At 71.9% G+C, this 21,761-nt stretch carries 22 protein-coding genes; 18 read left to right on the top strand and 4 right to left on the bottom strand.

What is annotated here, in order from left to right:
- Positions 1 to 46 precede the first annotated feature (46 nt).
- From ACFY1T_RS01515 to ACFY1T_RS01450, 14 genes are all read left to right on the top strand, one after another.
- Complete coding sequence (locus ACFY1T_RS01515; protein WP_390786512.1) at positions 47 to 1,012, top strand: GNAT family N-acetyltransferase; 966 nt, start codon at positions 47 to 49, stop codon at positions 1,010 to 1,012.
- Between the two features lie 107 nt (positions 1,013 to 1,119).
- Positions 1,120 to 2,748, top strand: coding sequence for an ABC transporter substrate-binding protein (locus tag ACFY1T_RS01510; protein ID WP_390786511.1), 1,629 nt, complete (start codon positions 1,120 to 1,122; stop codon positions 2,746 to 2,748).
- 30 nt (positions 2,749 to 2,778) lie between these two features.
- On the top strand, positions 2,779 to 3,702 hold the full coding sequence (locus tag ACFY1T_RS01505; RefSeq protein WP_390786510.1) for an ABC transporter permease: 924 nt from the start codon (positions 2,779 to 2,781) through the stop codon (positions 3,700 to 3,702).
- Entirely contained in the window at positions 3,695 to 4,702 is a 1,008-nt protein-coding gene (locus ACFY1T_RS01500) for an ABC transporter permease (RefSeq protein WP_384705238.1), read from the top strand. The genes ACFY1T_RS01505 and ACFY1T_RS01500 overlap by 8 nt, the downstream gene beginning before the upstream one ends.
- Before the next feature lie 11 nt (positions 4,703 to 4,713).
- A complete protein-coding gene (locus ACFY1T_RS01495; RefSeq protein ID WP_390786509.1) occupies positions 4,714 to 5,688 on the top strand; it encodes an ABC transporter ATP-binding protein in 975 nt (324 codons plus the stop codon).
- Entirely contained in the window at positions 5,681 to 6,712 is a 1,032-nt protein-coding gene (locus tag ACFY1T_RS01490; RefSeq protein ID WP_390786508.1) for an ABC transporter ATP-binding protein, read from the top strand. The genes ACFY1T_RS01495 and ACFY1T_RS01490 overlap by 8 nt, the downstream gene beginning before the upstream one ends.
- Before the next feature lie 311 nt (positions 6,713 to 7,023).
- Positions 7,024 to 7,218, top strand: a complete 195-nt coding sequence (locus ACFY1T_RS01485; RefSeq protein ID WP_030153401.1) for a hypothetical protein — start codon at positions 7,024 to 7,026, stop codon at positions 7,216 to 7,218.
- Between the two features lie 32 nt (positions 7,219 to 7,250).
- Positions 7,251 to 8,147, top strand: a complete 897-nt coding sequence (mshB, locus tag ACFY1T_RS01480) for an N-acetyl-1-D-myo-inositol-2-amino-2-deoxy-alpha-D-glucopyranoside deacetylase (protein ID WP_390786507.1) — start codon at positions 7,251 to 7,253, stop codon at positions 8,145 to 8,147.
- Positions 8,144 to 8,527, top strand: coding sequence for a DUF6113 family protein (locus tag ACFY1T_RS01475; protein ID WP_390786506.1), 384 nt, complete (start codon positions 8,144 to 8,146; stop codon positions 8,525 to 8,527). The genes mshB and ACFY1T_RS01475 overlap by 4 nt, the downstream gene beginning before the upstream one ends.
- 358 nt (positions 8,528 to 8,885) lie before the next feature.
- The gene (locus tag ACFY1T_RS01470) at positions 8,886 to 10,691 is read left to right on the top strand and encodes a hypothetical protein (protein ID WP_390786505.1); all 1,806 of its coding nucleotides are present in this window, start codon (positions 8,886 to 8,888) and stop codon (positions 10,689 to 10,691) included.
- Positions 10,692 to 10,869: 178 nt separating this feature from the next.
- A complete protein-coding gene (locus ACFY1T_RS01465; protein WP_390786504.1) occupies positions 10,870 to 11,826 on the top strand; it encodes an ABC transporter ATP-binding protein in 957 nt (318 codons plus the stop codon).
- A 2-nt stretch (positions 11,827 to 11,828) separates the two neighbouring features.
- Positions 11,829 to 12,584 carry an ABC transporter permease gene (locus tag ACFY1T_RS01460; RefSeq protein WP_030868366.1) on the top strand — a complete coding sequence of 252 codons (756 nt, stop codon included), beginning with the start codon at positions 11,829 to 11,831 and terminating at the stop codon, positions 12,582 to 12,584.
- A 62-nt stretch (positions 12,585 to 12,646) separates the two neighbouring features.
- Entirely contained in the window at positions 12,647 to 13,813 is a 1,167-nt protein-coding gene (locus ACFY1T_RS01455; protein WP_390786938.1) for a sensor histidine kinase, read from the top strand.
- Positions 13,810 to 14,427 carry a response regulator transcription factor gene (locus ACFY1T_RS01450; protein ID WP_030868363.1) on the top strand — a complete coding sequence of 206 codons (618 nt, stop codon included), beginning with the start codon at positions 13,810 to 13,812 and terminating at the stop codon, positions 14,425 to 14,427. The genes ACFY1T_RS01455 and ACFY1T_RS01450 overlap by 4 nt, the downstream gene beginning before the upstream one ends.
- A gap of 40 nt (positions 14,428 to 14,467) precedes the next feature.
- On the opposite strand, the gene ACFY1T_RS01445 is transcribed toward ACFY1T_RS01450, so the two are convergent.
- Positions 14,468 to 15,259 carry a transglutaminase-like domain-containing protein gene (locus tag ACFY1T_RS01445; RefSeq protein ID WP_390786503.1) on the bottom strand — a complete coding sequence of 264 codons (792 nt, stop codon included), beginning with the start codon at positions 15,257 to 15,259 and terminating at the stop codon, positions 14,468 to 14,470.
- Positions 15,256 to 16,272 (bottom strand): GNAT family N-acetyltransferase, encoded by a 1,017-nt coding sequence (locus ACFY1T_RS01440; protein WP_390786502.1) that lies wholly within the window; start codon positions 16,270 to 16,272, stop codon positions 15,256 to 15,258. The genes ACFY1T_RS01445 and ACFY1T_RS01440 overlap by 4 nt, the downstream gene beginning before the upstream one ends.
- A gap of 117 nt (positions 16,273 to 16,389) precedes the next feature.
- Here ACFY1T_RS01440 and fdxA point away from each other — a divergent pair, with 117 nt between their 5' ends.
- Both fdxA and dapC read left to right on the top strand, forming a co-directional pair.
- Positions 16,390 to 16,719, top strand: coding sequence for a ferredoxin (fdxA, locus tag ACFY1T_RS01435; RefSeq protein ID WP_030868357.1), 330 nt, complete (start codon positions 16,390 to 16,392; stop codon positions 16,717 to 16,719).
- A gap of 152 nt (positions 16,720 to 16,871) precedes the next feature.
- Positions 16,872 to 17,969 (top strand): succinyldiaminopimelate transaminase, encoded by a 1,098-nt coding sequence (gene dapC, locus ACFY1T_RS01430; RefSeq protein ID WP_390786501.1) that lies wholly within the window; start codon positions 16,872 to 16,874, stop codon positions 17,967 to 17,969.
- 79 nt (positions 17,970 to 18,048) lie between these two features.
- Here dapC and ACFY1T_RS01425 read toward each other — a convergent pair whose 3' ends face one another.
- Positions 18,049 to 18,564 (bottom strand): ATP-binding protein, encoded by a 516-nt coding sequence (locus ACFY1T_RS01425; RefSeq protein ID WP_390786500.1) that lies wholly within the window; start codon positions 18,562 to 18,564, stop codon positions 18,049 to 18,051.
- A 236-nt stretch (positions 18,565 to 18,800) separates the two neighbouring features.
- Positions 18,801 to 19,766 carry a hypothetical protein gene (locus ACFY1T_RS01420; RefSeq protein ID WP_390786499.1) on the bottom strand — a complete coding sequence of 322 codons (966 nt, stop codon included), beginning with the start codon at positions 19,764 to 19,766 and terminating at the stop codon, positions 18,801 to 18,803.
- 86 nt (positions 19,767 to 19,852) lie between these two features.
- On the opposite strand from ACFY1T_RS01420, the gene dapE reads away from it, so the two are divergent.
- Both dapE and ACFY1T_RS01410 read left to right on the top strand, forming a co-directional pair.
- A complete protein-coding gene (gene dapE / locus ACFY1T_RS01415) occupies positions 19,853 to 20,932 on the top strand; it encodes a succinyl-diaminopimelate desuccinylase (RefSeq protein WP_390786498.1) in 1,080 nt (359 codons plus the stop codon).
- 64 nt (positions 20,933 to 20,996) lie between these two features.
- Complete coding sequence (locus ACFY1T_RS01410; RefSeq protein WP_229336636.1) at positions 20,997 to 21,755, top strand: TIGR00730 family Rossman fold protein; 759 nt, start codon at positions 20,997 to 20,999, stop codon at positions 21,753 to 21,755.
- Positions 21,756 to 21,761: the final 6 nt, after the last annotated feature.

The raw sequence follows: 21,761 nt of genomic DNA, 5'->3' as shown, positions 1-21,761 counted from the left end.
CGAAAGGCGGTTGCGGCGGCCCCCGCGGCGGGCGGAGAGTGGTCGGGTGACCGCGACACCGTACGCCCGCCGCAGCCGGAGCACACTGACCGTACGGCCCGCCGGGCCCGGGGACGCGTCCGACATCTGCGCCCTGCTCAACGCCGTCGACCTCATCGAGATCGGCAGACCGGAGAGCGATCTCGCCGCGGTCGAGGCCGACCTCCACCACCCCGGGATCGACCTGGCCAAGGACTCCTGGCTGGCCTTCGAGGGGGGCGGACTCGTGGCCTACGCCCAGGTGTGGGCCGACTCCGGGCCCGGCAGGGTCGACTCCGAGCACTACGTGCTGCCCGGCCGTCGCGCCGCCGCCGTCCGGCTGCTGGAGCTGATGGAGGCCCGGGCCCGCGAGCTCACCGCCGGAGCGGTGGACGCCGTCATGCGGCTCCAGCTCCACGCGAAGCCCGTCCTCGACGCCGACGTGCTGCCCGGCCGCGGCTACCGGCCCGTACGCCACCACCAGGTGATGACCCGGTCCCTGTCCCCGGCCGCCGACCTGCCGCCCTCCGCTCCCGGCGGGCTCCTCCTGCGCGACTGCGCCGCCGACGAGGCCGACCGCCGCCGGGTCCACGCCCTGGTGGAGGACACCTTCTCCGCCCACTTCGGCCACGTGCACCGCCCCTACGAGGCGTGGCTGGACCACCTCGACGCCCGCGCCCTCGACTGGTCCCTGGTCTGGATCGCGAGCCTGCCCGGCGCCGGCGACGCGGGCGTCCTGCTCACCCGCGACGACCGCACCAGCATGGCCTGGCTCAGCCACCTCGGTGTCCGCTCCGACCTGCGGGGCCGCGGCATCGGCGGCTTCCTGCTGCGCCACGCCTTCGCCGCCTACGCGGCCCGCGGCCGGGACACCCTGGGCCTCGGCGTCGACACCCGCAACGAGACCGGCGCGCTCGCGCTGTACGAGGCGCACGGCATGCGCCTGCACTACGCGGTGGACACCTGGGAGCTGAGTTTGCACTCGCGCGGGTGACAGCCGCGGGACGCGAGGGTGCAATCGGTCCAACGACGGGTGTTCCGGCCCCCACATAGGGTGACATTGGGCCCTAAGTGAGTCTTGGGAGCCATAGGAGGCACTCCATGCGCGGAGCCACCCACGCCAAGTGGGCCGCATGTGCGGTGGCCGTCGCCCTCGCGGCGACGGCCTGCGGCGGTAGCGACAGCGGCGGAGGCGGCGGCGGCGCGGGAATCGTCAGCTCCTCCTGGGGTGACCCGCAGAACCCGCTGGAGCCGGCCAACACCAACGAGGTGCAGGGCGGCAAGGTCCTCGACATGATCTTCCGGGGCCTCAAGCGGTACGACCCGAAGACCGGCGAGGCCAAGAACATGCTCGCCGAGAAGATCGAGACGACCGACAGCCAGAACTTCACCATCACGCTGAAGGACGGCTGGAAGTTCAGCAACGACGAGCCGGTCACCGCGCAGTCGTTCGTGGACGCCTGGAACTACGGCGCGGACGTGCGCAACAAGCAGAACAACTCGCCGTTCTTCTCCGACATCGTGGGCTACGCGGACCTCCACCCCGCCTCCGGGGAGCCCAAGGCCAAGACGATGTCCGGACTGGTCGTCAAGGACCCCAAGACCTTCACCGTGGCCCTGAAGAACAAGTTCTCCACCTGGCCCGAGACCCTCGGCTACCAGGCCTTCTCCCCCCTGCCCAAGGCCTTCTTCACCGACCACGCCGGCTGGCTGAACAAGCCCATCGGCAACGGCCCGTACGCGGTGGACTCGTACACCAAGGGCACCGGCATGAAGCTGCGCACCTGGGACGGCTACCCGGGGGAGGACAAGGCGCAGAACAGCGGCGTCGACCTCAAGGTCTACACCGACAACAACACCGCCTACACGGACCTGATCTCCGGCAACCTCGACCTCGTCGACGACGTCCCCGCGCAGCAGCTGAAGAACGTCAAGAACGACCTCGGCGACCGGTACATCAACCAGCCGGCCCTCATCATCCAGACCCTCACCTTCCCGCTGTACGACCCGCAGTGGGGCAAGGAGGGGATGGAGAACGTCCGCCGCGGCATCTCCATGGCCATCAACCGCGACGAGATCACCAAGCAGATCTTCCGCGAGACCCGCACCCCGGCCAAGGACTGGACCTCCCCGGCCCTCGGCGAGAAGGGCGGCTTCAGCGCCACGCTCTGCGGCGACGCCTGCAAGTACGACCCGGCCGCGGCGAAGAAGCTCATCCAGGACGCCGGCGGGCTGCCCGGCGGCAAGGTCACCCTGACGTCCAACGTGGACACCGGCTCGCACCGCGAGTGGATGGACGCCGTCTGCAACAGCATCAACAACGCGATCGGCGAGGGCCCGGTCTGCACGGTCAACCCGATCGGCACCTTCGCGGACTTCCGCAACCAGCAGAGCGCCTTCAAGCTGACCGGCCCCTTCCGCTCCGGCTGGCAGGCCGACTACCCGCTGATCCAGAACTTCCTCCAGCCGCTCTACTACACGGGCGCCTCCTCCAACTACGGGAAGTTCAGCAACGCGGACTTCGACAAGCTCGTCGACGAGGCGAACCAGGAGAGCGACGCGGCCAAGGCCATCGCGAAGTTCCAGGACGCCGAGAAGATCCTCGTCGCGCAGATGCCCTCCATCCCGCTCTGGTACCAGAACGGCAGCGCGGGCTACGCGGAGCGCCTCTCGGACGTGGCGCTCAACCAGTTCAGCGTCCCCGTCTACAACGAGATCAAGGTCAGCTGACCCTCCGTCGGATCGATCCTGGAGCAGTCCATGGGACGTTATGTGATCCGGCGGCTGCTCCAGATGATCCCGGTGTTCATCGGCAGCACGTTCCTGATCTTCTTCATGGTGTACGCGCTCGGCGACCCGGTCGCCGCCCTCTTCGGCGACAAGGCGCCCGACCCCGCCACCGCCGCGCGCATCCGCAAGGACCTCTACCTCGACCGCCCGCTGTGGGAGCAGTACCTCCACTACATGGGCCAGATCTTCAAGGGCGACTTCGGCACGGCCTTCAACGGCCAGCCCGTCACCGAGCTGATGGCCTCGGCCTTCCCCGTCACCCTGCGCCTGACCATCGTCGCGATCTTCTTCGAGGTCGTCATCGGCATCACCCTCGGTGTGATCAGCGGCCTGCGCCGCGGCAAGTCCGTGGACACCGGCGTGCTGGTGCTCACCCTCGTCGTCATCTCCGTGCCGACGTTCGTGACGGGCTACCTGCTCCAGTATCTCTTCGGCGTCAAGTGGGGCTGGGTCCGGCCCACCGTCTCCCCGGACGCCCCCTTCAACGAGCTGATCCTGCCCGGCATCGTGCTCGCGCTGGTCTCCCTCGCCTACGTCACCCGGCTCTCGCGCACCTCCATCGCCGAGAACGTCAAGGCCGACTACGTGCGCACCGCCGTCGCCAAGGGCCTGCCGCGCCGCCGGGTCGTCACCCGCCACCTGCTGCGCAACTCGCTGATCCCCGTCGTCACCTTCATCGGCACCGACATCGGCGCCCTGATGGGCGGCGCCATCGTCACCGAGCGGATCTTCAACATCCACGGCGTCGGATACCAGCTCTACCAGGGCATCCTGCGCAACAACTCCCCGACGGTGGTCGGATTCGTGACCATCCTCGTCATCGTCTTCCTGGTGGCGAACCTGCTCGTCGACCTGCTCTACGCGGTCCTGGACCCGAGGATCCGTTATGCCTGAGCGCAGCGAGCCCCTCTACGACCCATTGGAACCCGGAAAGGGAGAGGCCATCGCCCCCACCGGCCAGGGCGGGCCCATGGATCTGGCGCTCGACGAGGCGGAGAGCCTCGAGAAGGCGCTGGGCGACCAGCCGCCCGGGCCCGGCCCGCAGGAGAAGGCCCGCTCCCTGTGGTCCGACGCCTGGCACCAGCTGCGCCGCAACCCCGTCTTCATCATCTCCTCCCTGATGATCCTCTTCCTGGTGATCATCGCGATCTGGCCGCAGCTCATCGCCAGTGGCGATCCGCTCCAGTGCGACCTGTCCAAGTCCCAGCAGGGCTCCTCGCCCGGCCATCCCTTCGGCTACGACACCCAGGGCTGCGACGTCTACACCCGCACCGTCTACGGAGCCCGCGCCTCCATCACCGTCGGCGTCTGCGCCACCCTCGGCGCGGCCCTGCTCGGATCGGTGCTCGGCGGGCTCGCCGGGTTCTTCGGCGGCTGGGGCGACTCGCTGCTCTCCCGGGTCGCGGACATCTTCTTCGGCATCCCCGTCGTCCTCGGCGGCCTGGTCTTCCTCTCCGTGGTCACCAGCACCACCGTCTGGCCGGTCGTCGGCTTCATCGTGCTCCTCGGCTGGCCGCAGATCGCCCGCATCGGCCGCGGCTCCGTCATCACCGCCAAACAGAACGACTACGTCCAGGCCGCCCGGGCGCTCGGCGCGGGCAACGGCCGCATGCTGCTGCGGCACGTCGCGCCCAACGCCGTCGCGCCGGTCATCGTCGTCGCCACCATCGCGCTCGGCACGTACATCGCCCTGGAGGCCACCCTGTCCTTCCTCGGCGTCGGCCTGCGCCCGCCCACCGTCTCCTGGGGCATCGACATCTCCAACGCGGCCCCGCAGATCCGCAACGCCCCGCACATGCTGCTCTGGCCGGCGGGCGCGCTGAGCCTGACGGTGCTCGCGTTCATCATGCTCGGCGACGCGGTGCGCGACGCCCTCGACCCCAAACTGCGCTGAGGAGTGGGCACATGCTGCTCGAAGTCCGCGACCTCCATGTGGAGTTCCGTACGCGGGACGGAGTCGCCAAGGCCGTCAACGGCGTCAACTACTCGGTGGGCGAGGGCGAGACGCTCGCCGTGCTCGGCGAGTCCGGCTCGGGCAAGTCCGTGACCGCCCAGGCCGTGATGGGCATCCTCGACATCCCGCCCGGCCGGATCGCGGGCGGCGAGATCCTCTTCAAGGGCAAGGACCTGCTGAAGATGAAGGAGGAGGAACGGCGCAGGATCCGCGGCGCCGACATGGCGATGATCTTCCAGGACGCCCTGTCCTCCCTGAACCCGGTGCTCAGCGTGGGCGCACAGCTGGGCGAGATGTACGAGGTCCACCGCGGCATGTCGCGCAAGGACGCCAAGGCCAGGGCCGTCGAGCTGATGGACCGGGTGAAGATCCCGGCGGCGCGGGAGCGGGTGGGGGACTACCCGCACCAGTTCTCGGGCGGCATGCGCCAGCGCATCATGATCGCGATGGCGCTGGCACTGGAGCCTTCGCTGATCATCGCGGACGAGCCGACGACGGCCCTCGACGTGACCGTCCAGGCCCAGGTCATGGACCTGCTCGCGGAGCTCCAGCGCGAGCTCAACATGGGGCTCATCCTGATCACCCACGACCTCGGCGTCGTCGCCGACGTCGCCGACAAGATCGCGGTCATGTACGCGGGACGGATCGTCGAGGCGGCCCCCGTCCACGAGATCTACGCCGCGCCCGCGCACCCGTACACCCGCGGCCTGCTCGAGTCCATCCCGCGCCTGGACCAGAAGGGCCAGGAGCTGTACGCGATCAAGGGCCTGCCGCCGAACCTGCTGGCCATCCCGTCCGGCTGCGCCTTCAACCCGCGCTGCCCGATGGCCCAGGCGGTCTGCCGCACCGACGTACCGCCGCTCGCGCAGGTGGGCCAAGGCCGCGAGAGCGCGTGCTTCTTCTGGAAGGAGTGCCTCGGTGGCTGAGACCATCCTGGAGGTCAAGGACCTCGTCAAGCACTACCCGCTGACCCAGGGAATCCTCTTCAAGAAGCAGGTCGGCGCGGTCAAGGCCGTCGACGGGGTCTCCTTCGGCCTCGCCCGCGGCGAAACGCTCGGCATCGTCGGCGAGTCCGGCTGCGGCAAGTCCAGCGTCGCCAAGATGCTGGTCAACCTGGAACGCCCGACGGCCGGTGCGATCTCCTACAAGGGCGAGGACATCACCAAGCTGTCCGGCCGGGCCCTCAAGGCCGTCCGCCGCAACATCCAGATGGTGTTCCAGGACCCGTACACCTCGCTGAACCCGCGCATGACGGTCGGCGACATCATCGGGGAGCCGTACGACATCCACCCCGAGGTGGCCCCGAAGGGCGACCGGCGCCGCAGGGTCCGGGAACTCCTCGACGTGGTCGGACTCAACCCGGAGTACATCAACCGGTACCCGCACCAGTTCTCCGGCGGCCAGCGCCAGCGCATCGGCATCGCCCGCGGCCTCGCCCTGCGGCCGGAGGTCATCGTGGCGGACGAGCCGGTCTCCGCGCTCGACGTCTCCGTCCAGGCCCAGGTGATCAACCTCCTGGAGCGGCTCCAGAACGAGTTCGACCTGTCGTACGTGTTCATCGCGCACGACCTCTCGATCGTGCGGCACATCTCCGACCGGGTCGGTGTGATGTACCTGGGCCGGGTGGTGGAGATCGGCACCGACACCCAGATCTACGACCACCCCACCCACCCGTACACCCAGGCCCTGCTGTCGGCCGTGCCCGTCCCGGACCCGCAGGCGCGGGCCCACCGGGAGCGGATCATCCTGACCGGCGACGTGCCCTCCCCGGCCAATCCGCCGTCCGGCTGTCCGTTCCGCACCCGCTGCTGGAAGGCGCAGCAGCGCTGTACGGACGAGGTCCCGCTGCTGGCCGTTCCGGAGGCCTTTCCGTCGGGCCCGGCGGCCCACCCCTCGGCCTGTCATTTCGCAGGCGAAATCCGGCCACCCCGCGCGGATTCGCTCCGTTAGGGTCACCTTCCCGCCAACCCGGTTTACGTGCAGGCAACTTGACCGTTTCTGTCCCGAGATCTGGGGCGTGCAGCCTGGGTTCCGTGCGGCCGTGCGGGTGCCGACAGCCGGCCGGGGAGGCGTACAGGCTCCCCGGCCGGCCCACCCCGTGACCCTGCGCATGCGCGGCGTGCGCCCCTCGTGCTGCCGGAATTCGATCGATGCGCTGGTACGGATAGTTATGATCCGTAGCGCACGGTGGGTATGTACTCCGCCGAGCAGTGAGTACGAGTACGCGTACCGATGTCCGCTCGACGTGGAGGTGAAACGCCGTGGCACTCTCGATCTCGGCCGTGGTGCTGCTGGCGATCGTCGTCTTCCTGCTGGTCCGCCGGTCGGGCCTGAAGGCGGGCCACGCCGCTGTCTGTGTGCTCCTCGGGTTCTACTTGGCGAGCTCGACCATCGCGCCGACCCTCAGCCAGCTGACCACGAACGTGGCCAGCATGATCAGCGGCCTCAAGCTGTAGGACGCCCGCCGCTTGATCGTAGGCTTGGCCCCATGAACGGTCTTCCCGCCCGTCGGCTGCTCCTGGTGCACGCGCACCCGGACGACGAGTCGATCAACAACGGCGTCACCATGGCCAAGTACGCGGCCGAGGGTGCCCACGTCACGCTCGTGACCTGCACCCTCGGCGAAGAGGGCGAGGTCATCCCGCCGGACCTCGCCCACCTGGCGCCCGACCGCGACGACACCCTGGGCCCCCACCGCATCGGCGAGCTCGCCGACGCCATGGCGGAACTCGGCGTCACCGACCACCGATTCCTCGGCGGCCCCGGCCGCTTCCGGGACTCCGGGATGATGGGCGCCGAGCAGAACCGCCGGCCCGGGTCCTTCTGGTCCGCGGACGTGGACGAGGCCGCCGCCCACCTCGTCGAGGTGATCCGCGAGGTCCGTCCGCAGGTGCTCGTCACGTACGACCCGGACGGCGGCTACGGGCACCCCGACCACATCCAGGCCCACCGGGTCGCCATGCGCGGCGCGGAGCTGGCCGCGGAGCCCACGTACCGCCGGGACCTCGGCGACCCGTGGCGGATCGGGAAGATCTACTGGAACCGCGTGCCGCGCTCCGTGGTCGAGGAGGGCTTCGCCCGGCTGAAGGCGGCGGGGACCAAGACGCCCTTCCCGGGGGTGGCTTCGCCGCAGGACGTGCCCGGGGTCGTCGCCGACGACCGGATCACCGCCGAGATCGGGGCCGGCGAGGCGTTCGTGGCGGCCAAGGCCGCCGCGATGCGCGCCCACGCCACGCAGATCGCCGTGGACGGACCCTTCTTCGCGCTCTCCAACGACCTCGCGCAGCCGCTGTTCGCCCACGAGTACTACGAGCTGGTCGCGGGCAGCCCCGGCGCTGCGCAGGGGACGCGCGAGCACGACCTGTTCGCGGGGGTGGAGGCGTGAGCGGCACCCTGACCCCCGGGCGGATCGCCACCCTGCTCGGCCTGTTGGCCGTCGGCGTGCTGACCGGCGCGGCCGGCTGGCTCGTCGTGGACCTGTGGTTCCCCGGCGGGCTGCTGCTGGGACTGCTGGCGCTCTTCGGGCTGTTCCTCGGCGGCCGGATCGCGGTCGGGTCCGGGCTCGGCGTGGGCGCCGGGGCGCTCGGCTGGTTCCTCGCCTACGTGGTGCTCGGCGTGCCGCGACCCGAGGGCGACTTCCTGCTCGGTTCGTCCGGAATCGGCATGTACGCCTACCTTTTGGGTGGGACGATCCTGGCTGTGATGTGTGCCACGCTGCGAGGCCCGTTCGAGGGGCCGGTTTCGGCCGCGCAGTCCGGCAAGTGACGTGCCGTTGAACTCGGTCGGGGTGTGCGTTCACGGGGGTTGGGCGGGGGTCCGCGGGCTGCTCGGAGGGGGCGTGGGGGGGTTGAAGGGGAACCCCTGATTCCCCTAGGACAGTTGCGTGCGGGCCCCGGCCAGTATGGTGGTCGGGCCGCCGAGCTGCCCGCGCACGGCACGCGGGCGGCGGAGCCAACCGGGAGAACCTGCCTTGAGTCGTGAAACCGACAGTTCGTCCTCCGGGCCCCAGGGGCGCGGTGGAGCCGCTTACCCCTCGGGTACACCGCCGTATGGAACCGGCCGGAACCCGTCCTTGCCTGTGCCGCCTGGGCCTGGCGCGGCGACTGCCTCGGAGGAGAACCCTGTGACCTCGAACCCGTCCACGCCCGACACCGACGGGCCGAAGACCGAGACCACCCTGACGACCCGGATCCGGATCAACATCCCGGGTTCGCGGCCGATCCCGCCGGTGGTCGTACGCAAGCCGGTGGCGGCCGCCGAGCCGGAGCCCGAGGCCGCGGCGGAGCCCCCCGCCGTCGCCGGGCCGGACGTGGCGGAGCCCGCGCCCGCCGCCGAGCCCGAGGAGCCGGCCAGCAACTGGTTCGCCCCGCGCAAGTCGGCCGCTCCGGCGCCCGCGCCCGCCGCCGCTCCGGCCCCGGCGCTGCCGACCCGCACCCCGGCCGCGGGCCCCGCGCCCGTGCTGCCCACCCGCACTCCGGCCGGCCCCGGCCAGGTCCCGCCCCCCGGCCCGGGCGCCGGCTTCGCCCAGGGCGGCCCGGCGGGCCCCGGCCCTCGTACGGGCGCCCCGGCGGGCCCCGGCTACGGCCAGGGCCCCGGCCCCCAGGCACCGCTCGCCCCCCGGATGCCCGGCGGCCCCGGCGTCGGCACGCCCCCGGCCCGCCCCGGCTACGGAGACACCGACGGCGGACCCGCCACCGAGGCCTTCCCCGCGTACGGCGGTCCGGCCGCCGGCGCCCCCGCGGGCCCCACCGGCGGCCCCGCGCTCGGCTCGGTCCCCGGCGGCCCGCTCCCGGGCGGCGACCCGCGGGGCGCCGAGGCCCCCCGCTGGCCCGGCCCCGACCTGGACGACCCCTTCCCGCCGGTCCCCGGCCCCGGCCCCGGCGGCCCCGGCCCGGTCGTCCCGACACCGGTCCCGACGCCGGCCCCCGCCCCGGCGGCGGCCGCCCCCGCGCGCCCGAAGCCGGCCTCCATGAAGCCGACCAAGGTCAAGAAGGGCCGCTCCAAGCTGGTCCTCGCCGGCAGCGGCATCATCGCCCTGTTCGGCGTGGCCTACGGCGCCGGGCTGCTCCTCAACCACTCCGACGTCCCCAAGGGCACCACCGTCATGGGCGTCGACATCGGGGGCACCCGCGACGAGGCCGTCGGCAAGCTCCAGACGGCCTTCGCCAACCGCGCCGCCACCCCGCTCACGCTCACCGTGGGCGGCAAGCAGGTCGAGCTCAAGCCCGAGAAGGCCGGCCTCAGCCTGGACTCCCAGACCACCGTCCGCAACGCGGCCGGCAGCGACTACAACCCGGTCACGGTCATCGGCTCCCTCCTCGGCAACGAGCGCATCGCGGAGGCCGTGCTGCCCGTCGACGAGGAGAAGCTCCAGGTCGCGCTCCAGGAGCTGGCCGGCACCGCCGGCACCGCCACCGAGGGCACCATCACCTTCGACACCGGCAAGGCCGTCGCCGTCCCCGGCAAGCCCGGCAGCTCCCTGGACCCGGGCGCCTCCGCGGAACTGGTCAAGAAGGCCTTCCGCGAGCTGGTCGCCACCGGCAAGACGGCCCCGGTCGAACTCCCGGTCGCCACCAAGAACCCGGTCGTCGACCAGGCCGAACTGGACCGGGCCATGAAGGAGTTCGCCGAGCCCGCCATGTCCGGCGTGGCCACCGTCAAGGCGGGCGGCAAGTCCCTCCCCTTCGGCGCCAAGTCCCTCCCCAAGATCCTCAGCATGCAGGTCGTGGACGGGCACCTGACCGAGAAGTACGACCTGGAAGCGCTCAAGGCGACGTACGGCAACTCCTTCGACGGCGTCCTGATCACGCGCGGTACGGGAGAGAAGACCGCGGTCACCCCGCAGGACGTCGTCGGCGCCCTGCGCCAGGCGCTGCGCGGGAAGACCACGGCCGAGCGGACCGTCACGATCAACACCAACGGCAGCTGACGACCGGTTCGCGGGAGCCCCCGTCCGTTCCCCGGACGGGGGCTCCGCCGCGTCCGCCGCCGCGTCCGCCGCCGGGCCGGCGGCAGGGCCCGTCATGCCGGTCGCATGACATCTGTCATCCGGCAGTCACGACTGAGGGCACTGCCGCGCGCACCCCCGTACGGGGGAGTCTTCGGTCATGACGACGACGACCCCGGCGCACACCACCGCCGCGAAGGACACCGGCCCCGGCGCCGGCCCCGTGGTGGCCTTCCGGAACGTGACCAAGAGCTACGGCGCGGTCCGCGCCGTCGACGGGCTCTCCCTCGAACTCCACCCCGGCGAGACCGTCGCACTGCTCGGCCCCAACGGCGCCGGCAAGTCCTCCACCCTCGACCTGCTGCTGGGCCTGCGCCCCGCCGACTCCGGCACCGTCGAGCTCTTCGGCACCACCCCCCGCGAGGCCATCGCGGCCGGCCGGGTCGGCGCGATGCTCCAGAGCGGCGGCCTGATGGAGGACGTGACCGTACGGGAGGTCGTCGCCCTCGGCTGCGCCCTGCACCCCCGCCGGTACCCGGTCGAGGAGGTGCTCGGCCGCGCCGGGATCACCGAGATCGCCGACCGCATGGTGAACAAGCTCTCCGGCGGCCAGGAGCAGCGCGTCCGCTTCGCCCTCGCCACCGCGGGGCACAACGACCTGATCGTCCTGGACGAGCCGACCACCGGCATGGACGTCACCTCCCGCCAGGCCTTCTGGGCCACCATGCGGGAACAGGCCGCCCAGGGCCGCACGGTCCTGTTCGCCACCCACTACCTGGAAGAGGCCGACGCGATCGCCGACCGCGTCCTCGTCCTCAACAAGGGCCGGCTGCTCGCCGACGGCACCGCCGCCGAGATCAAGGCGAAGGCCGGCGCCCGCCGGATCGCCTTCGACCTGGCCCCGGACGCCCCGGCGGACGAGACGGCGCTGCGCGCCCTCCCGTACCTGACGTCCTACGAGCGCCACGGCGACACGGTCAGGCTCCAGTCGCGCGACGCCGACGCCACCGTCCACGCCGTGTACGCGCTGGGGCTCTACCCCCGGAACCTGGAAGTCGCCGGGCTCGGCCTGGAGCAGGCCTTCATCGCCCTCACCGAGGCCGAGGAGGCCAAGTAAAGATGCCGACCACCGGAACGATCCAGCTCGTCAAGCTCGAGATCAGCCGAGCCCTGCGCAACAAGAAGTACCTGTTCTTCACCGTGCTCTACCCGGCCGCGCTGTTCCTGATGCTCGGCGGCACCCTGAACGGCACCACGAAGGTCATGGGCACGGAACTGACCATGCCGGCCTTCTACATGGTCGCCATGGCCTCCTTCGGCGCCCTGACCGCCGTCCTGATGGGCAACAGCGAGCGCATCGCCAAGGAGCGCGAGAAGGGCTGGGTCCGCCAGCTGAGGCTGACCGCCCTGCCCGGCCGCGGCTACGTCCTCGGCAAGACCGCCAGCGCCGGCGTCCTCTCGCTGCCCGCCATCCTGGTCGTGTTCGCGGTCGCCGCGCTCGTCAAGGGCGTACGGTTCGACGCCTGGCAGTGGCTCGCCCTGACCGGTTCCATCTGGGCCGGCAGCCTGGTCTTCGCCGCCCTCGGCGTGGCGATCGGCTACCTGGCGAGCGGGGACACCGTCCGCCCGATCACGATGCTGTTCTACTTCGGCCTGTCGATCCTCGGCGGCCTGTGGATGCCGACCGCGAACTTCCCGCAGTGGCTCCAGAACATCTGCGAATGGCTGCCGACCCGGGCGTACGCGGGCCTCGGCCAGGCCATCGAGCTCGGGGGTGCGCCGCACCTGAAGGACGTGGCGATCCTGGCGGGTTACTTCGTACTGTTCACCGGTGCCGCCGCATGGCTGTACCGCAAGGACTCGCTGAAGGCATGACGGGTGTGACGAGCGTGATGGGTGCGACGGGAGCGACCGGTAGGACCGGCGCGACGGAGCCGATGACCGAGACCGGTCCGATGGGAACGAAGGGCGGCCCCCGGGTCGGCCTCCGCCCCGAGAACCGCCGGCAGAAGATCGTGAAGTCGCTGTGGATCAGCGTCTGGCTGTTCTACCTCAGCGCCCCCGTCACCGACCTCGTCAGCGGCGGACACAGCCTCGGGGCCCGGCTGCTCGGCGGCCTGGGCCTCGTGGCCTTCGTCGCCTGGTACCTGGTCCTGGTCTTCCGCACCGCGCGGCAGACCGAGACGCGGCGCGTGCTGCTCTCGGTCGCCGTCCTCTCCGCGCAGGCCACCATCCTCTCGCTCAGCCTGGGACGCGAATGGCTCGTCCTCTTCGTGTACGTGGCGATCGCCTCCGGCGCCGCGCTGCCGGGGGAGATCTCCCGGTTCACGGTGCCCGGCGCCACCGCGCTCCTCGCACTGACCGCCTTCGCGGTGCCCGGCGGCGACGCCTACCTGGCCGGGCTGCTGATCCCGGCCCTGATGGGCGGGTTCGCCATGGTCGGCATCCGCGCGATGATCCGCACGACGATGGAGCTGCGCGAGGCGCGGGCCACGGTGGCGCAGCTCGCGGCGAACGAGGAACGGCTGCGGATGGCCCGGGACCTGCACGACCTCCTCGGCCACTCGCTGTCCCTGATCACGCTCAAGAGCGAGCTGGCGGGGCGGATGCTGCCCGACCACCCCGAGCAGGCGGCCCAGCAGGTGGCGGACATCGAACAGGTCAGCCGGCAGGCGCTGGTCGACGTACGGGAAGCCGTGAGCGGCTACCGGCGGCCGACCCTGCCGGGCGAACTGGCGGGCGCGCGCACCGCGCTGACGGCGGCGGGCGTGGTGGCCGACCTCCCGGCCGAGCCGGTGGAAGACCTCCCCGAAGAGGTGGAGTCGGCGCTGGCCTGGTCGCTGCGCGAGGCGGTGACGAACGTGGTCCGCCACAGCGGCGCGCAGCGCTGCACCGTCCGGCTGGAGAGGTCGCAGACCCTCGCCGGGCCGGTGGTGGAGCTGTCGGTCGCCGACGACGGCGGGGGAGGCCCCGCGAAGGCGGGCAACGGCCTGACCGGCCTGACGGAACGGCTGGAGGCGGTCGGCGGCACGCTGACGGCCGGTTCGGCGGGCAAGAAGGGCTTCCGCCTGCTGGCCCGCATCCCCCTAGGATCGGGATCATGAGCACACGCCCCATCCGGATCCTCCTGGCGGAGGACCAGTCCATGGTCCGGGAAGCCCTCGCGGCCCTCCTCGGGCTGGAGCCGGACATCGAGGTGCTGGCCCAGGTCGCCCGCGGGGACGAGGTGGTGCCGGCGGCCCGGGCCCACGACGTGAACGTCGCGCTGCTCGACATCGAGATGCCGGGCATGACGGGCATCGAGGCGGCGGCGGCCCTGCGGACCGCCGTCCCGGACCTCAAGATCGTGGTCCTGACCACCTTCGGCCGCCCCGGCTACCTGCGCGGCGCGATGGAGGCGGGAGCCTCGGCTTTCCTCGTCAAGGACGCCCCGGCCGCGCAACTGGCCGAGGCGGTGCGCAAGGTCCTGGCGGGCGAGCGCGTCATCGACCCCACCCTGGCGGCGGCGGCCCTGGCGGAGGGCGCCAACCCGCTGACCGACCGCGAACGCGAGGTCCTGCGCGCGGCCGAGGACGGAGCCACGAACGCCGAACTGGCGGCCCGGCTCCACCTCTCCCAGGGCACGATCCGCAACTACCTCTCGACGGCCATCCAGAAGCTGGCCTCCCGCAACCGCGCGGAAGCCATACGCGTGGCCCGCGAAAAGGGCTGGCTGTGACCGGAGCGGCCGCGCGCGCCGCCGCCCGCCCCGGGCCGGGTCAGTTCAGCAGCGCCCTGGCGGACAGGGCCTCGCTCCGGATCCGCGCCGCGGCGGGCGGATCGATCGCGTCGACCACCTGCGCGTAGGACTCCATCTCGGCAGCGCCGAAAGCGAACTCCCCCCGCTCCACCAGCAGCTTCGCCCGCTCGTACCGCAACGACGCCGGATGCGAGGGCAGCAGCAGTGACAGCTCCAGCGCCCACAGCGCCACCGCCGAGTGCTCCGGCCGCGCCGAGGCCCACGCCCTGATGTTGTTCAGGATCCGCAGCACGATGTCCAGCGTCCGGGCCGGCGTCCGCGGCTCCGCGGCCTGCTCCGCCGGCCCGGCCCCCAGCGAGGCGCCCCCGGCGAAGGGGTCCACCACCAGCCCCTCGTCAGGGTCCCCGAAACCCACCACGAAGTGCCCGGGCAGCCCCAGCCCGTACACCGGCGCGCCCGCGCGCCGGGCGACCTCCAGCCAGACGACGGACAGGAGGATCGGCAGGCCCCGGCGCCTGCGCAGCACCTCGTGCAGCAGCGAGGACGACAGCCGGTCGTAGTCGGCGGGCGTGCCGTGGAAGCCCATCCGGCCCCCCAGCAGCTCCGTCACCGCCGAGGCCCACGCCTTCCCGCCGCGCAGCCCGTACGGCAGCATCCCCGCCAGCCGGTCCAGCTCGATCTGCGCCCAGTCCACGGCCCGTTCGTCCAGCTCCGGATCCGCCTCCGCGGCCAGCAGCAGGCACAGCAGCGCCAGGTCCGGCCGCTCCGAGCGGGCCTCCTCCGCGAACCGCGCCCGGGACTCCGCGCTCATCGCGAGCCCCCCGCGGCCGGGCCCGCGCCGGACCGGAGCCGGAAGTGGTGGTACGCGTGGTGCCGCGCGAAACCCAGCCCGTCGTACAGCGCCAGCGCTCCCGCGTTGTCCGCCTCCACCTGGAGCCAGGCCGCCGACGCGCCTTCCTCCAGCGCCTGCCGGGCCAGTACGGCCATCACGGCCGTGCCCAGGCCGCCGCGCCGGTGCTCCGGATCCACCTCGACCGCCGCGAAGCCGGCCCACCGGCCGTCCACCACCAGCCGCCCTATCGCCCGCCCGGGCAGCGTCGCGAACCACACCGACGGCCCCGCGACCAGCACCCGCCGGGCCACCTCCGGGTCCTTGACCCGCCCGTACATCCCGAGCCACTCCTCGTCCGGGGCGCGGGTCAGCCGCACCTCGCGGGCGCCGGCGCCCGTGTCCACGTCCGCGATCGGCGCCAGCGCCGCGATCCGGACCTCCGCCGACACCTCGTTCACCCAGCCCCGGCGCTCCAGCTCCGCGCCCAGCAGCTCCTGTGTGCCGGCCGCGCCGGTCGCCGTCTGCACGTACGCCGGAAGTTCACGTTCCGCGTACCAGGACGTCACTCGCGCGAGTGCTTCGTCCAGCGGCACCCCCGGGTCGCCGAGCGGCAGCACGGAGTTGGCCCGCCGGGTGAAGCCGCCGGCCGCCCGCAGCGTCCACTCGCCGAGCGGCTCGCTCTCCAGGGGCTGCCAGGCCCGCGCGCCGATCCGCGCCAGCTCCTCGAAAGAGGCCGCGGGACCCCGCCGCCGGGCCGGCGCCGGGGGGACGACCTTGCCCGCCACCAGCGACGATTCCGAGATGTGGACGCTCACACCGCTCTTTCGTGTGATCGTCAGCACACCTTGGTCCCAGGATGTGAGAACCCCTACCGTGTCAGTGAACGAGGGCGCCTCGCTCGACCCACTCTCCACCCGTCGTACAGAGACTCGTTTACCCACGTCAGCCGGGGTAATACGGATCTCCAGCAGCCCACCGGCAGTGATTTCCACAGCTCTGTCCGCCCCTCCTGTTCGGATCGTGCCCGGGAACGGAGATACTAGGCGTGGGCATCGACGACGCCGCGCTCCCGCGCGATATGGAAAGCCCTACCGAGGAGGAACGAGAGCGTGACCTACGTCATCGCGGAGCCTTGTGTCGACGTCAAGGACAAGGCATGCATCGAAGAGTGCCCCGTCGACTGCATCTACGAGGGCCAGCGGTCCTTGTACATCCACCCCGACGAGTGCGTCGACTGTGGTGCGTGTGAGCCGGTCTGCCCGGTCGAGGCCATCTTCTACGAGGACGACACTCCGGAAGAGTGGAAGGACTACTACAAGGCGAACGTCGAGTTCTTCGACGAGCTCGGTTCGCCCGGTGGTGCCTCCAAGCTGGGCCTGATCGAGCGCGACCACCCCTTCATCGCGGCGCTTCCGGCGGACATCAACCCGAGTCACTGACGACGGTCGGCACCGCCAGAACCGCCCCTCGGTCCCGTACGGCCCCGTGCCGCGCGGGACCGAGCCGTTTGCCCGTACGGCCGGCGGGCCCCGCACGCCCCGCCCGCCCGTACAGCCAGTACGTCCAGCACCAGTAGAGAGCAGAGAACACCGTGGCCGCAGTATCCGCACGTCTTCCCGCCTTCCCCTGGGACAAGCTGGAGCCGTACAAGAAGACGGCGGCGGCCCACCCGGACGGCATCGTCGACCTGTCCGTCGGCACGCCCGTGGACCCGGTCCCGCAGCTGGTCCAGGACGCGCTCGTCGCGGCCGCCGACTCCCCGGGCTACCCCACGGTGTGGGGCACCACCGCGCTGCGCGACGCGATCACCGGCTGGCTGAGGGGCCGCCTCGGCGCGAGCGCAGCCGGCCACCGCAACGTCCTGCCGGTTGTCGGCTCCAAGGAGCTGGTGGCCTGGCTGCCGACCCAGCTGGGCCTGGGCGCCGGGGACAAGGTCGCGTACCCGCGTCTCGCGTACCCCACGTACGAGGTCGGCGCGCGGCTGTGCGGCGCGGAGGCGGTCGTCTACGACGACCCGACCGATCTCGACCCGTCCGGCGTGAAGCTGCTGTGGCTCAACTCCCCGTCCAACCCCACCGGGAAGGTCATCCCGAAGGAAGACCTGGTCCGGATCGTGGCCTGGGCGCGCGAGCACGGGATCCTGCTCTTCAGCGACGAGTGCTACCTGGAGCTGGGCTGGGAGGCCGAGCCCGTCTCCGTCCTGCACGACGACGTCTGCGGGGGCTCGTACGAGGGCATCGTCGCCGTCCACTCCCTCTCGAAGCGCTCCAACCTGGCGGGCTACCGGGCCGCGTTCATCGCCGGTGACGCCGAGGTGCTCGGCGAGCTGCTGGAGATCCGCAAGCACGGCGGGATGATGACCCCGGCGCCGGTGCAGGCGGCCACGGTCGCCGCGCTCGGCGACGACGCGCACGTCGCGGAGCAGCGCGGGCGCTACGCGGCGCGGCGCGAGGCGCTGCGGGCGGCGCTGGAGGCGCACGGCTTCCGGGTCGAGCACAGCGAGGCCAGCCTGTACCTGTGGGTGACCCGGGACGAGCCCTGCTGGGACACGGTGGCCCACCTCGCGGAGCTGGGCGTCCTGGTCGCGCCGGGCGATTTCTACGGTGAGGCGGGCGCGCGGTTCGTCCGCGTCGCGTTCACGGCCACGGACGAGCGCGTCGAAGCGGCGGTCAAGCGCCTCGCCGTCTGATCCGCAGCGGACCCGGTGAACGGCCCGAGGGGCCGGGAGTTCGTGCTCCCGGCCCCTCGGTGTTCCTGCGTGCGGCGGGTCAGCCGCCCAGCGGGAGGCCGCCCAGCGCCTGCGTGGGGAGCGCGCCGGTCAGGCTGTTGGTGGGGACGGCACCGGTCGGAAGACCATCCGTGGGCAGCGAGCTCGTGGGCAGCGAGCTCGTGGGCAGCGAGCTCGTGGGCAGCGAGCTGGTGGGCAGCGAGCTGGTGGGCAGGGTGTCGGTCGGCAGGGCGCCCTTGGACAGCGCGTCGGTCGGCAGACCCTTGGCCGCGGGCAGCCCGCCGAGCAGGCCGGTCGCGGCGTCGGTGACCTGGGCGGGGGCGCCGGGTACGGCCTGGGCGGCGGTGTCCGTCGCGCCCGCGGCGGCGGCTTCGCCGGTGCCGACCACGTCGCCCGCGGGAGCGGCGGCGTCCGTGCTGGTGAGCGCACTGCCCAGCTGCGGCACGGACTCCAGGCCCGCGGCGCTGGCCGCGCCGGCCGCACCGACCACGGGAGCTGCCCCGGCTGCGAGCAGCAGCGCGGTACGGGCGATCCGGCGGGTCAGGGGGAGGGACATGATGCTCCTAAGCGGTAGCGGCTGAGTACGCCGTGTACAACCGCTCGGGGGGCGGGTGGAGTTGCGGAGGCCCCGGGTAAAGGATCGGTAACGCATCGTTTAATCGGCCTGCGCGGCAAGCGCGTCGAACGCGCGCCGACCAGGGATTCCGCCTTCCCCGAGGCGGATCGGGCCGCCGCCCGGTCACCCCCGCGCGGGGGACCCCTCGTACAGGCGACCCCATGGCCGGGGGTGGCTCACTGGGCCACGAAGATCCGTACCGAGCCGGCCTCCGCGCGGTGGGGATCGACCGCCCCGGACTTGCCCTGCGCGCCGGCGGGGGCCGGCTTCTGCCACTCGCCCCTCGCCTGGCCGGCCACCCAGCTCCCCGGGCCGTACGAGACCCGGACGACTCCCATCCCGCGCGAGTTGGCCACCGCCCAGCCCGCCATCACCTTGGTGCCGCGTGCCGCGGAGGCACCGCCGTCCTTCTTCTCGACGAAGGTCACCTCCGCCTCCTTGACCTTCCCGGCCGCGTCCTGGGTACGGCGCGGCTCGGCCGGAGCGGTGTGCATCTTGCTCTTGGCGAAGATCCGGGTGAGCTCGGTGCGCACCTTCTCCGGATCGCCCGGCGCGGTCGGCGCGGGTCCGCCGCAGGTCAGCTCGCCGTCCCCGGCGAACGCCGCCGCGATCACGACCGCTTCCGACTCGTGCTTCGCGTACGCCTCGGGGTAGCCGCTGCGCTGCACCTCCTGCGCGGCCTCCGTCAGCGGGAGATCGGCGTACCCCTTGACCTGGACGAGGTGGTCGTAGAACTTCCCGGCCGAGTACACCGGGTCCATGATCTGCTCCTCGGTGCCCCAGCCCATCGAGGTCCGCTGCTGGAACAGGCCGAGCGAATCCCGGTCGCCGTGCGGGAGGTTGCGCAGCCCCGACTCCTGCATCGAGGTGGCCAGCGCGATGGTCAGGGCCCGGTCCGGCAGGCCCTTGGCCACGCCGACCGCGGCTATCGTCGCGGCGTTGCCCGCCTGTTCCGGGGTCATGTCGACGCCGGTCGAGACCGTCGGCACGCTGGCCGTGCAGTGCGGCGCGCCGCCACCGCCGTTCGTCGTGTTGTACTGCACGGCGAAATAGCCGATCAGCGCGAGCAGCACCAACACACCGGCGGAGGTGAGCAGCGGCCGGCGTCGGCGACGAGGACGGGGGGGATCGTTCCGGGTCACGGCGCCCACCGTACTTGAGCCACGCGGCGCGTCCACCGGCCGGACGTGAGAGCTTCGCCGCAGTCCTGGGCGTTAGGGTCAGGGCCATGTCCGAATCCGAGCTGGACCTCACCCTGGACGCCGCCGAGCTGACCGCCCGGCTCGTCGACATCCCGTCCGTGAGCGGCGACGAAAAGGTCCTCGCCGACCTGGTGGAGCACGCGCTGCGCGCCCTGCCGCACCTCACGGTCGACCGGTACGGCAACAACGTCGTGGCCCGCACGAACCTCGGCAGGGCCGAGCGCGTCGTCCTCGCCGGCCACCTCGACACCGTGCCGATCGCCGACAACGTCCCGTCCCGCCTGGACGAGAACGACGTCCTGTGGGGCTGCGGAACGACCGACATGAAATCCGGCGTCGCCGTACAGCTGCGCATCGCCGCGACCGTGCCCGAACCCAACCGCGACCTCACCTTCGTCTTCTACGACCAGGAGGAGGTCGCCGCGGACCTCAACGGCCTGGGCAAGGTCGCCGCGGCCCACCCCGACTGGCTGACCGGCGACTTCGCGGTCCTGCTGGAGCCGTCCAACGCCGAGGTCGAGGGCGGCTGCCAGGGCACCCTGCGCGTCCTGCTCCGCACGACCGGCGAGCGCGCCCACTCCGCGCGCAGCTGGATGGGCTCCAACGCCATCCACGCGGCGGCCCCGATTCTCGCCAAACTCGCGGCGTACGAGCCCCGCAAGCCGGTGATCGACGGCCTGGAGTACCACGAGGGCCTGAACGCGGTCCGCGTCGAGGGCGGCGTCGCCAACAACGTCATCCCCGACGCGTGCACGGTGACGGTCAACTTCCGCTTCGCCCCTGACCGCAGCATGGACGAGGCGATCGCCCACGTCCGGGAGGTCTTCGCGGACTGCGGCGTCGACGAGTTCGTCATCGACGACTTCTCGGGCGGCGCCCTCCCCGGCCTCTCCCACCCCGCCGCGGCGGCGTTCATGGAGGCGGTCGGCGGCCGCGCCATGCCGAAGTTCGGCTGGACGGACGTCTCCCGCTTCAGCGCCCTCGGCGTCCCGGCGGTCAACTACGGCCCGGGCGACGCCCTGCTGGCCCACAAGGTCGACGAGCGTGTCGAAACGAAGGCCATCCTCCACTGCGAAGAACGACTCCGCGCCTGGCTGACCTCCTGAATTCCGCTTCTCGTCACCTTTGTGCGCCTAGTCTGATCCAACGATCAGCAGGAGGGAGCACATCATGGGCAACTCCGAAGGGTCCGCTCGTCGTCGGCCCGAAGAGCAGCAGCTCGGGCCGGTGCTGCGCAGGCGGAGCCAGGTGCAGGCCGGCAGTACGACGGACCAGCGGCTGCTGGACTCCGCCGGGCCTTCCGAGTGGGTGCACACCGATCCCTGGCGGGTCCTGCGCATCCAGTCGGAGTTCATCGAGGGCTTCGGCACGCTGGCGGAGCTGCCGCCGGCGATCAGCGTGTTCGGCTCGGCCCGTACGCCCGCCGGCTCGCCCGAGTACGAGGCCGGCGTACGGATCGGCAGCGCACTCGTCGAGGCGGGCTTCGCGGTGATCACGGGCGGCGGCCCGGGCGCGATGGAGGCGGCCAACAAGGGCGCCCGGGAGGCCAACGGGATCTCCGTGGGCCTGGGCATCGAGCTGCCGTTCGAGCAGGGGCTCAACCAGCACGTGGACCTCGGGCTGAACTTCCGGTACTTCTTCGTCCGCAAGACGATGTTCGTGAAGTACAGCCAGGGCTTCGTGGTCCTGCCGGGCGGACTCGGCACGCTGGACGAGCTGTTCGAGGCCCTGACCCTGGTCCAGACCCAGAAGATCACCCGGTTCCCGATCGTGCTGTTCGGGTCGGAGTACTGGTCGGGCCTGGTCGACTGGCTGAAGAACACGGTGATCGCGCAGGGCAAGGCCTCGGAGCGCGACCTCTACCTCTTCCACGTCACGGACGACGTGGACGAGGCGATCGCGCTGGTGACCAAGGAAGTCGGCAAGTAGCCGCAG

It is taken from the genome of Streptomyces sp. NPDC001194 (genome assembly GCF_042896985.1).
In the GTDB taxonomy this organism is placed as follows: domain Bacteria; phylum Actinomycetota; class Actinomycetes; order Streptomycetales; family Streptomycetaceae; genus Streptomyces.
Note: the sequence above shows the minus strand (reverse complement) of the source record. Positions and strands in the feature narration are given on the sequence as shown.

Coding starts and splice junctions, on each gene's coding strand:
- ACFY1T_RS01495 (WP_390786509.1), top strand. CDS start 4,714: ATGCTGCTCGAAGTCCGCGACCTCCATGTGGAGTTCCGTACGCGGGAC.
- mshB (WP_390786507.1), top strand. CDS start 7,251: ATGAACGGTCTTCCCGCCCGTCGGCTGCTCCTGGTGCACGCGCACCCG.
- ACFY1T_RS01425 (WP_390786500.1), bottom strand. CDS start 18,564: ATGTCCCTCCCCCTGACCCGCCGGATCGCCCGTACCGCGCTGCTGCTC.
- ACFY1T_RS01465 (WP_390786504.1), top strand. CDS start 10,870: ATGACGACGACGACCCCGGCGCACACCACCGCCGCGAAGGACACCGGC.
- ACFY1T_RS01460 (WP_030868366.1), top strand. CDS start 11,829: ATGCCGACCACCGGAACGATCCAGCTCGTCAAGCTCGAGATCAGCCGA.
- ACFY1T_RS01500 (WP_384705238.1), top strand. CDS start 3,695: ATGCCTGAGCGCAGCGAGCCCCTCTACGACCCATTGGAACCCGGAAAG.
- ACFY1T_RS01450 (WP_030868363.1), top strand. CDS start 13,810: ATGAGCACACGCCCCATCCGGATCCTCCTGGCGGAGGACCAGTCCATG.
- ACFY1T_RS01455 (WP_390786938.1), top strand. CDS start 12,647: ATGACCGAGACCGGTCCGATGGGAACGAAGGGCGGCCCCCGGGTCGGC.
- ACFY1T_RS01410 (WP_229336636.1), top strand. CDS start 20,997: ATGGGCAACTCCGAAGGGTCCGCTCGTCGTCGGCCCGAAGAGCAGCAG.
- ACFY1T_RS01445 (WP_390786503.1), bottom strand. CDS start 15,259: ATGAGCGCGGAGTCCCGGGCGCGGTTCGCGGAGGAGGCCCGCTCGGAG.
- ACFY1T_RS01505 (WP_390786510.1), top strand. CDS start 2,779: ATGGGACGTTATGTGATCCGGCGGCTGCTCCAGATGATCCCGGTGTTC.
- ACFY1T_RS01510 (WP_390786511.1), top strand. CDS start 1,120: ATGCGCGGAGCCACCCACGCCAAGTGGGCCGCATGTGCGGTGGCCGTC.
- dapE (WP_390786498.1), top strand. CDS start 19,853: ATGTCCGAATCCGAGCTGGACCTCACCCTGGACGCCGCCGAGCTGACC.